Annotated in this window: 10 protein-coding genes; 5 read left to right on the top strand and 5 right to left on the bottom strand. The window is 71.6% G+C overall.

Features of this window, described 5'->3' with window-relative positions; all coding sequences use genetic code 11:
* Positions 1-93 precede the first annotated feature (93 nt).
* Entirely contained in the window at positions 94-1,071 is a 978-nt protein-coding gene (locus G6G98_RS16735; RefSeq protein WP_166706147.1) for a methylenetetrahydrofolate reductase, read from the bottom strand.
* Positions 1,072-1,265: 194 nt separating this feature from the next.
* Between G6G98_RS16735 and G6G98_RS16730 the strand changes: the two genes are divergently transcribed.
* The gene (locus G6G98_RS16730) at positions 1,266-3,125 is read left to right on the top strand and encodes a S9 family peptidase (protein ID WP_164234858.1); all 1,860 of its coding nucleotides are present in this window, start codon (positions 1,266-1,268) and stop codon (positions 3,123-3,125) included.
* Between the two features lie 16 nt (positions 3,126-3,141).
* Here the strand turns inward: G6G98_RS16730 and smpB are convergent, their stop codons facing one another.
* The 3 genes from smpB to ftsE are packed head-to-tail and all read right to left on the bottom strand — an operon-like array spanning position 3,142 to position 5,661.
* Positions 3,142-3,618, bottom strand: coding sequence for an SsrA-binding protein SmpB (gene smpB, locus G6G98_RS16725; protein WP_067357542.1), 477 nt, complete (start codon positions 3,616-3,618; stop codon positions 3,142-3,144).
* A 58-nt stretch (positions 3,619-3,676) separates the two neighbouring features.
* Complete coding sequence (gene ftsX, locus G6G98_RS16720) at positions 3,677-4,591, bottom strand: permease-like cell division protein FtsX (protein WP_164234859.1); 915 nt, start codon at positions 4,589-4,591, stop codon at positions 3,677-3,679.
* Positions 4,588-5,661, bottom strand: a complete 1,074-nt coding sequence (ftsE, locus tag G6G98_RS16715; RefSeq protein WP_164234860.1) for a cell division ATP-binding protein FtsE — start codon at positions 5,659-5,661, stop codon at positions 4,588-4,590. The genes ftsX and ftsE overlap by 4 nt, the downstream gene beginning before the upstream one ends.
* A 183-nt stretch (positions 5,662-5,844) precedes the next feature.
* On the opposite strand from ftsE, the gene G6G98_RS17260 reads away from it, so the two are divergent.
* Entirely contained in the window at positions 5,845-7,131 is a 1,287-nt protein-coding gene (locus G6G98_RS17260) for a DUF2510 domain-containing protein (protein WP_208321529.1), read from the top strand.
* A 23-nt stretch (positions 7,132-7,154) separates the two neighbouring features.
* On the top strand, positions 7,155-8,294 hold the full coding sequence (locus G6G98_RS16705) for a DUF2510 domain-containing protein (RefSeq protein ID WP_164234861.1): 1,140 nt from the start codon (positions 7,155-7,157) through the stop codon (positions 8,292-8,294).
* A 56-nt stretch (positions 8,295-8,350) separates the two neighbouring features.
* On the opposite strand, the gene prfB is transcribed toward G6G98_RS16705, so the two are convergent.
* Positions 8,351-9,460: a peptide chain release factor 2 gene (prfB, locus tag G6G98_RS16700; RefSeq protein ID WP_067357558.1), complete on the bottom strand. Its 1,110-nt coding sequence runs from the start codon at positions 9,458-9,460 to the stop codon at positions 8,351-8,353.
* A 108-nt stretch (positions 9,461-9,568) separates the two neighbouring features.
* On the opposite strand from prfB, the gene G6G98_RS16695 reads away from it, so the two are divergent.
* Both G6G98_RS16695 and G6G98_RS16690 read left to right on the top strand, forming a co-directional pair.
* Positions 9,569-10,801, top strand: coding sequence for an MFS transporter (locus G6G98_RS16695; RefSeq protein ID WP_164234890.1), 1,233 nt, complete (start codon positions 9,569-9,571; stop codon positions 10,799-10,801).
* Positions 10,798-11,343 (top strand): NUDIX hydrolase, encoded by a 546-nt coding sequence (locus tag G6G98_RS16690; RefSeq protein WP_164234862.1) that lies wholly within the window; start codon positions 10,798-10,800, stop codon positions 11,341-11,343. The genes G6G98_RS16695 and G6G98_RS16690 overlap by 4 nt, the downstream gene beginning before the upstream one ends.
* Positions 11,344-11,358 lie beyond the last annotated feature (15 nt).

Genomic DNA, 11,358 nt, shown 5'->3' with positions numbered 1-11,358 from the left:
CAGCGGGGTTCAGCGGGGTCGGTTCACGGGTTTTCGGCGTCGACGAGCACCGCTGCAGCGCGGGCTGCGTGCGGTGGTGTCGACCGGGCGGGGTCAGCGCATTCGGGCGGCGGGGAGGACGCCGGCCTCCTCCAGCACGGTGAGCACGGTGTCGTGCTGGTTGAAGGCGTAGAGGTGCACGCCGGGCGCGCCGCCGGCGACGACCTCGCGGGCGAGGCGGGCGGCCCATTCGACGCCGATCTCGTGACGTCCCTCCGGGGTGGGCTCGACGTCGAGGGCGATCGCGAGCTCGCTGGGGAGCTCCTCGCCGGTGAGCTCGAGCACCCGTGCGAGGCGCACCGGCGAGACGATCGGCATGATGCCGGGGAGGATCGGGATCGTCACGCCGGCGGCGCGGGCCCGCTCCACGAAGGCGAGGTAGTCGTCGGAGTGGAAGAACAGCTGCGTTATCGCGGAGGTGGCGCCTGCCGCCTGCTTCGCGAGCAGCGCGTCGACGTCCTGCCAGCGGTGCAGGGAACGCGGATGCCCGTTCGGGAACGCGGCCACGGCGATCGAGGCCTTGCGGCGCGGCGCCACGCGGGCGGCTCCGGGGAAGCCCGGTACCGGCGACTCCTCGTACGGCGCGCGCTCGGCCTGCACCCGGTCGATGAGCTGCACGAGCTGCGCGGCGCTCTCCAGGTCGCCGAGGAACGGCTCGTCCTGGCCGGCGGGCGGGTCGCCGCGGAGGGCGAGGAAACTGAGGATGCCGGCGTCCAGGAACTCGCGGATGAGCGCGGCGGCGCCGGCATAGGTGTTGCCGACGCAGGTGATGTGGGCGAGCGGCTCGACGTCGGTGTTCTCGCGGATGAAGCGGAGCACCTCGAGGGAGCGGCCTCCCGTGGATCCCCCGGCGCCGTACGTCACCGAGATGAAGTCGGGCCCCGCCTCGGCGAGCCGTCGCACGGTCTCGTGCAGGGCTTCCTCGCTCGACGCCGAGCGCGGCGGGTAGAGCTCGAAGGAGAACGGCACGCGGCCGCGCGAAGGCACGGCGGCGTTCGACGATTCGGTGGGGTTCAGCGTCTCGAAGGACATCTGCATCTCCTGGGGACAGGGCGGGCACGGGGCCGCGACGAGGCACACAGGTGCTTCATTCGCGGGCGGGTGCCGGGCTCGGCTGTCGCTCCACGCTCCGGGGCGAATCGGGGCGTTTCCAGCACGGTAGAACACGGCGACGGGTGCCCGCATCCTGTGTGACGCCGTGTGTCGCCGGGCCATAGGCTCGAGGCATGTCGTCGCCGTTCGGCTCCTGGCCTTCCCCGTTCACCGCCGCGTCGGTCGCGGCATCCGCCCCGCGCATCGACGGCGCGCGCTTCGCCGGTGAGGAGATCTGGTGGGGCGAGTCGGTTCCCTCGGAGGGCGGACGCGTGACGGTGCGCAGCTCGACCGGTCGCGAGGTGCTCCCGGCACCGTGGAGCGCGCGCTCCCGTGTGCACGAGTACGGCGGCGGCGCGTGGACGGCGGATGCCGACGGCACGCTGTTCTTCGTCGACGCGGCGGATCAGCGCATCCACCGGCTGGATCCGGGTTCCGCCCCCGTGCCGCTCACGCCGGCCGGGCCCGCCCACGGCGGGCTGCGGCTCCAGCAGGGGCGCCTGCTCGCTGTGCGCGAGGACCTGACGTCCGAGCCGCACCTCCGGGCGATCGTCGAGGTGCCGACGGACGGCTCCGCGGCAGAGGACGCCGGCGCCGTCATCGTGATCGCCGAGGACGGCGGCTTCCATGCGCACCCTGCCCTCTCCCCCGACGGCTCACGCGTCGCCTGGGTGCGCTGGGGCGCCGACCGGATGCCGTGGGACGCCGCACGACTCGCGATCCGCGACGCCGACGGCACCGTCAGCGAGCTCCCGGCCAGGGCCGCGCTGCAGCCGGAGTGGACGGGCGATGACGAGCTGCTGTACGCCGACGATCCGTCGGGGCGGTGGGCGCTGCACCGCATCCGTCCGGGATCAGGCGCCGACGCGGAGCCGGTCGCCCCGGCGGACGCCGACACCGGCTACGGGCTCTGGGTGCTCGGCAACCGCTGGTACCAGCCGCTCGCCGACGGCCGCATCGTCGCGGTGCGCACGAACGGACGCGACGAGGTCGTCGTGATCGCGCCCGACGGGGCGGTCTCCCCGCTCGCCGTCCCCTGCGACGGGCACGTGAGCGTGGACGACGTGTCCGGCTCCCGCGTGCTGCTCTCGGGGAACGGCTCCGAGTCCACACCCGGCGTCTGGTGCGCCGACCTCGACACCGCCACGATCACGACGATCACCGGGGGCGACCGCGTCGACGCCGCATGGATGCCGCCGGCCCGGCAGCTCGTCGTGAACGGTCCGCACGGACCGGTGCACGCCTTCGCGTACGCCCCTGCGAACCCCGAGGTCTCCCCGCCGGCGGGCGAGCTGCCTCCGTACGTCGTGTTCGTGCACGGCGGGCCCACGGCTCACGTCACGGGGGCCGTCTCCGCCGCCGTCGCGTTCTACACGAGTCGCGGCATCGGGGTCCTCGACGTCAACTACGGCGGCTCCACCGGGTACGGCCGCGCCTATCGCGAGCGGCTTCTCGGGCAGTGGGGCGTCGTCGACGTCGACGACGTGATCGCCGCCGCCCGCGGACTCGCCGACGCCGGGCTCGCCGACCCCGCCCGTCTCGCCATCCGCGGCAGCTCGGCGGGCGGCTGGACCGTGCTCTCGGCGCTCGTCCGCGGCGGCGCGTTCTCCGCGGGAGTCGATCGCTACGGCGTGACCGATCTGCGCGCCCTGGCCGAGCACTCCCACGACTTCGAGGCCTCGTACATCGAGGGGCTGGTCGGACCTCTCCCCGCGTCCGAGGCGCTGTACCTCGAGCGCTCACCCCTGACCCGGGTCGACCGGATCGACGTCCCGGTCCTGATCCTTCAGGGCGCAGACGATCGCGTGGTCCCGCCGTCGCAGTCGGAGGCCATCCGCGATGCGCTGGCCGCGCACGGCATCGATCACGAGTACGTGCTCTACGCCGGAGAGGGGCACGGCTTCCGCCGCGCGGAGACGATCGTCGACGCGCTGGACCGTGAGATCGCGTTCCTCGGCAGGGTGTTCGGCTTCACACCGACCCCGGCTCCCTGAGCGAGCGCCCCGAGCGTCACTCCCCCATGCGGTTGCGGGTGCGCATCGCGCGCTCGGCCTCGCGGGTGTCCTGACGCTCGCGCAGGGCCTGGCGCTTGTCGAACTCGCGCTTGCCCTTGGCGAGGGCGATCTCGACCTTCGCGCGACCGTCGGAGAAGTACAGCTTCAGCGGGATCAGCGTGTAGCCGCCGGCGGAGACGGCGTGCTGCAGCTTGGCGATCTCCTCGCGGTGCAGCAGCAGCTTGCGGATGCGCTTGGCCGAATGGTTGGTCCAGTGGCCCTGCGAGTACTCCGGGATGTGCACGGCATCGAGGAAGACCTCGCCGCCCTTGACGAAGGCGTAGCCGTCGCTGAGGTTGGCGCGCCCCTGGCGCAGCGACTTGACCTCGGTGCCGGTGAGCACCATCCCCGCCTCGTACGACTTCTCGATGTTGTAGTCGTGACGTGCGCGACGATTGGTCGCGACGACCTTCTCCCCGCGTTCCCTGGGCATGATGCTCCTGCTCTCTGCTGATCCGGCCGGCTCTTCTCGGCCAGCCCATCAGCCTACCTCAGGTGCGCAGCCAGCGACGGATCGCGAAACCGGCGGACAGCGCGGCGAGCACGACGCCGATGCCGATCAGCACCGGGACGACGTAGGTCGCATCCTGCATGCTCACCCAGGTCGTGATGAAGGGCACGCGTCCGCGGAGGTAGCCGTCGACGCCGAAGTGGATGCCGGCGACCACCGCCGCGCTGGCGAGCACCGAGCCGAGGAAGGCCGCGAAGACGCCCTCCAGCACGAACGGCGTCTGGATGAAGCGGTTGGAGGCGCCCACGAGCCTCATGATGCCGATCTCCTTCCGCCGCGCGTACGCGGACAGCCGGATGGTCGTGCCGATGAGGAGGATCGCCGCGATGAGCATGAGCGCCGCGATGCCCACCGCGATGTACGTGGCGACGGTAAGGGCCGAGAACAGCGGCTCGAGGTACTGCAGCTGGTCCTGCACCTGCTCGACCCCGGCGACCCCGTTGAACGCCTCCGCGATCACCTGGGACTGACCCGGATCCTTCATCGTCACGAAGAAGACCTCGAACGCCTGGTCGGCCGTGATGACGCTGGCCTGTTCCTCGCCGAGCTGCTCGACGAGCTTCGCGTAGGTGTCCTCCTTGGAGTCGAAGGTCACCTCGCTGATCAGCGGCGCCAGCGCCTCTCCCTCCAGCTGCGCACGGACGGCGCTCACCTGGTCCTCGGTGGCCCCGCCGTCGAGGCAGGTCGTCGATTCCGAGATCGCCGAGCACATGTAGACCGCGACCTGCGCGCGCTCGGTCCAGTAGCCGCGCATGGTGCCGATCTGCGCCTGCATCAGCATCGCCGCACCGACGAACGTGAGCGAGACGAAGGTGACCAAGACGACGGAGATCACCATCGAGATGTTGCGGCGGAGGCCGCCCAGCGCCTCCATGAGGATGAGCCCGATTCTCATGAGGTCGGCCCCACTTCCTCTTCGCCGTCGTCGGAGAGCCCCAGCCGGTCGGCGACCCCCAGCTCGGCGACGTCCACCTGCGGGAGGACGATCGGATGCGTGCGCGGACCGACCGGCTTCGCCGTCTCGGCGGGCGCCTGCTCGGCCTGTGCCTTTTCGTCGGCGGGCGCGGTCTTCTCCGCCGGTGCGGCCTGCGCCTCCGGGAGCTCGGAGGCCGCGGGCACGGCGTCGGCGGCAGCAGCGCGCTGAGCGCTCAGCTCCGCCGCGAGCTCGGCGCGGACGGTGGAGAGGTCGGCGGTCTGGCGCTGGACCTCCTGCACCGCCGTGAGTGCGGCCGCCGCGGCGGCGCCGCGGACCTCCTCCGGCACCAGGCGCGGGATGTTGGAGGTGTCGCCGTATCCGCCGTGCACCTCGTCGCGCACCATGACGCCGTCGCGCAGCTCGATGACTCGTCGCCGCATCTGGTCGACGAACCCGGCCTCGTGAGTCGCCATCAGCACTGTCGTGCCTCCGGCGTTGATCCGGGCGAGCAGCTGCATGATGTCGACGGATGTCGCGGGGTCGAGGTTTCCGGTCGGCTCGTCGGCGAGCAGGACCTGGGGACGGTTGACGAGCGCCCTCGCGATCGCGACGCGCTGCTGCTCTCCGCCGGAGAGCTCGTGCGGCATCCGCTTCTCCTTGCCGTCGAGGCCGACGAGGGCGAGCGCCTCGGGGACGGCCTGCTGGATGAACCCGCGGGAGGAGCCGGTCACCTGGAGCGTGAACGCGACGTTCTGGAACACCGTCTTCGACGACAGCAGGCGGAAGTCCTGGAACACGGACCCGATGTGGCGCCGGAAGTAGGGCACCTTGCGGTTCGCGAGCGAACGCAGATCACGGCCGAGCACGGCGACACGCCCCGAGGTGGGCACGTCCTCGCGCAGGATCAGCCGCAGGCAGGTCGACTTGCCGGAACCCGAGGCGCCGACGAGGAAGACGAACTCTCCTCGCTGGACCTCGAAATCGACGCCGGACAGGGCGGGCCTCGAGGTCCCGCGGTAGCGCTTCGTGACGTTCTCGAACCGAATCATGGCGCTACGAGCCTATGCGCGGCACCGGGCCAGTGCGCCAGCGACACCCCTCGGCGCCGACACGCCGCCGAAGGTGGTGAGCTCTGCCCATGCTCGGGGCCTGTGGGCGTCCCTCCCCGCTGATATACATGAGAGTGCCAGGTCCGTGCCACCCGCGGACGCCGAGCTTCCGAGGGGGACATGATGACGACGCCTGCAGGCTGGTACGACGACGGCTCCGGCCGCCAGCGATGGTGGGACGGCCAGCAGTGGACCGAGCACTTCGCGCCCGTGGCCGAGCCCGAGACGCCGGCCGAGCCCGAGTCTCCCGTCGTGCCCGAGACCCCGACCGGTCACGAAGCCCCGACCGAGCCCGGCGACGCCACCACCGAGCCTGGCGAGCCCGGCGAACCCGACGTTCCCGCATCCGGGACCTCGGAGCCTGCATCCGAGACCGTGATCACGCCGGACGCACCGGCCGAGACGGTCGTCGCGCCGGAGCCCGCACCGTCGTGGTCGGCACCCGGAGCGACCGCTCCGACGACGCCGCTGCCCGGCGAGGTGCCGCCGTATGCTGCCGCCGCGGCCGCCTACCCGTCGCAGCCGCAGCCCTACCCCGCTCCGGCGGCACCCGCGTACCCGGGCGCCTCCGCGGGTTACCCCGGCACGACCGGCGCCTACCCGCCGGCAGCTCAGAGCTACCCTGTCGCCGGCTACGCGGCGCCGTACGGCGCCGCAGCGCCGGCCGGCCCCGCTCCCCTGTCGGTCGTCGGCCTCGTCGGCCTCGGCCTCGCGGTGGTCGGCACGATCATCGCGTGCATCCCTGTCATCGCCGCCATCGGGTGGGTCATCCTCGGCGCGGGGTTCATCGTGTCCCTGATCTCCCTGTTCCTGAAGGGCCGGAAGTGGCCCGGCATCACCGGCCTGATCGTCTCGGTGGTGGGCACGATCATCAGCGTGGTCGTCATCGTCGTGTGGTTCGCCACGAGTCTCGGCCAGGCGATCGAATCCGGCCCGGATGCGCCGCCCTCCATCGGCATCGAAGAACCTGAAGAGGGCGAGGACGGCGGGACCGGGTTCGGCGCGCCCGCCGAGGTCGTCGAGGGCAAGCTCGGCGAGAAGCTCACGGTCCAGCAGATCTCGGGCAGCGCCGACGTCACGCTGACCGCGGCCTCCTGGAGCGCGACGAACGGCACGGATTTCCCCCCGGTGAACGGCGGCTTCCTCACCGTGCAGCTGACGTGGACCGGCGTCGATGGCGAGACCTACGTCGATCCGCTCTACTTCTCGGCGGAGACCGCCGAGGGCACGGAGGGCGACTACGACTTCTTCACCGACGGCCAGATCGAGGGCGACGGCATCGGGGCCGGCGAGACCGTCGAGGGCTTCGTCACGTTCGACGTCGCGCAGAGCGCCTCGTACGTGGTGATCATCCAGAACGAGTTCTTCGAGGAGATCGCGCGCATCTCCGTCGAACCGGCCGTCGGCTGACGGCCGAGAGAGCTGAGGACCACATGACCACCCCTGCCGGCTGGTACGACGACGGATCCGGCCGCCTGCGCTGGTGGGACGGCACCGCGTGGACCGAGCACGTCGCTCCGGCGCCGACCGCGGCAGCCGCCGAGCCGGGATCGTCCGGCACGGCGGAGACGCCCCCGGCGACCGACCCGTCATCGGAGACGGCACCCGCCGCGGAGCCGTCGCCCGTCGACACCGCGACCGTCGACGGCTCCACTCCTCGGTCGTCCGAAGCGACGACCGAGGCCGAGGCCTTCACGCCTCCCTACGCGATGCCGGCCGGCACGTCGGCAGCCACGTCGGCGCACGAGCAGTCCACCGCCCCCGGCCAGCCTCCGTCGCAGGGGTATCCGCCGTCGCAGGGGTATCCTCCGTCGCACGGCTACGCTCCGGCCGGCGGCTATCCGCCCGGCGCCGCCGCGGCCCCGGCTCGCAAGACGTCGGTCCTCGGACTGATCGGCCTCGGCGCGGCCGTCGTCGGCGTCGTACTCGCCTGCATCCCGCCGATCGCCGTCGCGGGCTGGGTCGTGCTCGGCCTCGCGCTCGTGGCTTCGCTGGTCTCCCTGTTCCTGCCCGGCACGAAGTGGCCGGGGATCACCGGACTGGGCGTCGCCGTTCTCGGCGGCGTGCTGGCCGTGGCCGTCTCGCTGATCTCGCTCGGGTTCGACCGTGCACAGGAGGCGGACGACGGCCCCGTGGTGGCGCCGAGCGAGCAGCCGTCGTCGGAGGACGACCCGGCGACCGAGGATCCCGCCGACATCGAGGGCGCGGAGCTGATCGCCGTGTCGGAACTCGAAGTGGGCGACTGCCTGCCGCTCGTCGAGGACTGGGAGGAGGAGGTCTCCGAGGTCCCGGTCGTGCCGTGCGATCAGCCGCACACCGACGAGGTGTATCTCGTGACGGAACTCCCCGACGGCGACTTCCCCGGAGACGACGAGATCCAGTCCCAGGCCGACGAGCTGTGCATCGCCGAGTTCGAGAACTTCGTCGGCAAGAGCTATGAGGATTCCGAGCTCGACTACTACTGGTACGTGCCGACCAAGGGCTCCTGGAACCGCTGGGACGACCGGAAGATCCAGTGCGTCGTCTTCAGCTACGAGGACGTCATCGGCACGCTCGCCGGCGCCGCCCGCTGAGCAGCCCACCCGGCACGAAGAAGGCCCCGGATCGCTCCGGGGCCTTCTTCGTGTCCTCAGTCCTCTTCTTTGCGCTTGCGCCAGCGGATGCCGGCCGAGATGAAGCCGTCGAGGTCGCCATCGAAGACCGCGGCCGGGTTGCCGGACTCGTGTCCGGTGCGCAGGTCCTTCACCAGCTGCTGGCCGTAGAGGAAGTAGGAGCGCATCTGGTCGCCCCAGCTCGCGGTGATGTTGCCCGCGAGCTCCTTCTTCTTCGCCGCCTCCTCCTCCTTCTGCAGCAGCAGGAGGCGGGTCTGCAGCACGCGCATGGCGGCCGCACGGTTCTGGATCTGCGACTTCTCGTTCTGCATCGAGACGACGATGCCGGTCGGGAGGTGCGTGATGCGCACGGCGGAGTCGGTCGTGTTGACCGACTGGCCGCCGGGGCCGGAGGAGCGGAACACGTCGACGCGGATGTCCCCCTCGGGGATGTCGACCTCGGTGGCCTCCTCCATGAGCGGGATGACCTCGACGGCCGCGAACGACGTCTGCCGCTTGTCGGCGGAGCCGAACGGGCTGATGCGCGCGAGCCGGTGCGTGCCGGCCTCGACCGACAGCGTGCCGAACGCGTACGGGGCGTCGATCTCGAAGGTGGCCGACTTGATGCCGGCGCCCTCCGCGTAGGACGTGTCCATGACCTTGACCGGGTACTTGTGCTGCTCGGCCCAGCGCAGGTACATGCGCATGAGCATCTCGGCGAAGTCGGTGGCGTCGTCGCCGCCGGCGCCGGAGCGGATCGTGATGATCGCGCTGCGGTCGTCGTACTCGCCGTCGAGGAGCGTCTGCACCTCGAGCTGGTTGATGATCTCGGTCAGCGCGGCGAGCTCGGCCCTCGCCTCGATCGCCGAATCCTCGTCGCCCATCTCGTTCGCGAGGTCGACCAGCACCTCGAGGTCGTCGAGACGGCTGCCGATGCCCTCGATGCGGGCGAGGGCCGACTGACGGTGGCTGAGGGCGCTGGTCACCTTCTGGGCGCGCTCGGTGTCGTCCCAGAGGTCGGGAGCGCCCGCCTCCTCACTGAGCCGGGCGATGTCGGAGCGGAGCGCATCGACATCGACGACCTCGCGGATGTCACCGTAGGTGACGCGGAGGGCCTGGATGTCGGCGGAGAGATCGAGTTCGAGCATGGCCCTCCCAGCCTAACGTGCCGCCTGTCCGCGCGGATACGCGATCGGAACGGGAGTAGCGTGAACCAGGTGAGCAGCGCATCCACGGTCCTCAGGCGGTTCGGGCCGATGGTCTACCTGCCGACGATCCTGTTCTCCCTCGGCGAGGGCGCGGTGATCCCGCTGATCCCGGTGCTCGCCGCCTCCATGGGCGCGGATGTCGCCTTCGCCGCGCTCGTCGCCTCGGCCCTCGTCGTCGGGCAGCTCTGCGGCAACCTGCCGTCCGGCTGGGCCGTGGCACGGATCGGCGAGCGCCTCACGATGGTGATCGCCGGCGTCGTCGCGATCGCGGCGGGCGTCGGCATGGTGTTCGCCCCCTCCCTCGCGGTGCTCGCCGCATCCGTCTTCCTGCTGGGCTTCTGCGCCGCGGCGTTCGGGCTGGCCCGCCACGCCTTCATGACCACCCGGGTGCCGCTCGACTTCCGCGCCCGCGCCCTGTCGCTGCTGGGCGGCAGCTTCCGCCTGGGCATCTTCATCGGACCGTTCGTCGCCGCAGGTCTCCTGCAGCTGTTCGGAACGGAGACGGCGGCGATCTGGTTCTTCCTCGGATGCCTCGTCGTCATGGTGCTGCTCGTGCTCCTCGGTCCCGACCCGGAGAAGGCGCACCCGGCGGCGACGACGCGGACGACTCCGATCGTCGAGGACTCCGGCGAGGCCGTCAGCGGCTCGATCCCGACGATCGAGCGCGCCGGGCTGTTCCGCACGATGTGGCAGCAGCGCGCCGTGCTCAGCCGTCTCGGCCTGGCGGCGGCGTCGCTGTCGGCCGTGCGCTCGGCCCGCCAGGTCGTCCTCCCGCTGTGGGGTCTGTCGCTCGGCCTGGACGCATCGACGATCGCCCTCGTCGTCGGCGTCTCCGGTGCGATCGACTTCGCGCTGTTCTATGCGAGCGGGCAGGTGATGGACCGGTTCGGCCGGCTGTGGGCGGCCATGCCGGCGATGGTGCTCATGGGCGCCGGGTTCCTCGCCCTCTCGGTCACGCACGACCTCGAGGCCTCCGTGCTCTGGTTCGGCATGTTCGCGGCCATGCTCGGGGTCGGCAACGGACTCTCCAGCGGCATCCTGCTCACCCTCGGCGCCGACGTGGCGCCCAAGCGCGAGCCGGCTGCGTTCCTCGGGTCCTGGCGGACGCTGACGGATGCCGGCGGCGCGGTCGCCCCGCTGCTGGTGTCTGCGATCACCGCGGCCGCGTCGCTCCCGGTCGCGGCCGCGGTGATCGGCGCGGTCGGGCTCATCGGCGCAGCCGGATTCCTCCGCTGGATCCCGCGGTTCGCGCCGCGGCCCTCGGCGGAGGGCGGGAAGTGAGCCTCGGCGCCGACGTGCGCAGGCTGGTCTCGGCGTACGAGCCGCGGTCGGAGCGCGAGCACGCCGAGAAGGCGGACTTCCTCGCGTTCTTCGCCGACGACCACGGCCCGGTCGCCCGCGAGGACGGCCCCGATCACGCGACCGCCTCTGCGCTCGTGTTCGATCCGTCGCTCACCCGCACCCTGCTCGTCTTCCATGGCAAGGGGCGGTTCTGGGTGCAGCCCGGCGGGCATCTGGAGCCCGGCGACGCATCGATCGCGGATGCTGCGCTGCGCGAGATGCAGGAGGAGACCGGTGTCGCGGGTTCGGTGCCGGCATCGTTCGCCTACGACCTGGACCATCATGCGCTGTCGGCGGCGTTCGGGCGCTGCTCGTCTCACCTCGACATCGGCGTGGCCGTGGTCGTGGAACCGGGATCGCCGCTGCTGGTGAGCGCGGAGTCCGAGGATGTGCGGTGGTGGCCGATCGACGCTCTGCCCGCAGAGGTGCCGGACGGCTTCGCCGGGCGGGTGGAGCGGCTGCGGGGGCGCCTCCGGGGATGAGGTCGCCGAGCGCGG

It is taken from the genome of Microbacterium hydrocarbonoxydans (assembly GCF_011752045.1).
In the GTDB taxonomy this organism is placed as follows: Bacteria; Actinomycetota; Actinomycetes; order Actinomycetales; family Microbacteriaceae; genus Microbacterium.
The sequence above is the reverse complement of the archived record's forward strand: the minus strand, read 5'-3'. Positions and strand labels throughout refer to the sequence as shown.

Coding starts and splice junctions, on each gene's coding strand:
- G6G98_RS16735 (WP_166706147.1), bottom strand. CDS start 1,071: ATGTCCTTCGAGACGCTGAACCCCACCGAATCGTCGAACGCCGCCGTG.
- G6G98_RS16730 (WP_164234858.1), top strand. CDS start 1,266: ATGTCGTCGCCGTTCGGCTCCTGGCCTTCCCCGTTCACCGCCGCGTCG.
- smpB (WP_067357542.1), bottom strand. CDS start 3,618: ATGCCCAGGGAACGCGGGGAGAAGGTCGTCGCGACCAATCGTCGCGCA.
- ftsX (WP_164234859.1), bottom strand. CDS start 4,591: ATGAGAATCGGGCTCATCCTCATGGAGGCGCTGGGCGGCCTCCGCCGC.
- ftsE (WP_164234860.1), bottom strand. CDS start 5,661: ATGATTCGGTTCGAGAACGTCACGAAGCGCTACCGCGGGACCTCGAGG.
- G6G98_RS17260 (WP_208321529.1), top strand. CDS start 5,845: ATGACGACGCCTGCAGGCTGGTACGACGACGGCTCCGGCCGCCAGCGA.
- G6G98_RS16705 (WP_164234861.1), top strand. CDS start 7,155: ATGACCACCCCTGCCGGCTGGTACGACGACGGATCCGGCCGCCTGCGC.
- prfB (WP_067357558.1), bottom strand. CDS start 9,460: ATGCTCGAACTCGATCTCTCCGCCGACATCCAGGCCCTCCGCGTCACC.
- G6G98_RS16695 (WP_164234890.1), top strand. CDS start 9,569: ATGGTCTACCTGCCGACGATCCTGTTCTCCCTCGGCGAGGGCGCGGTG.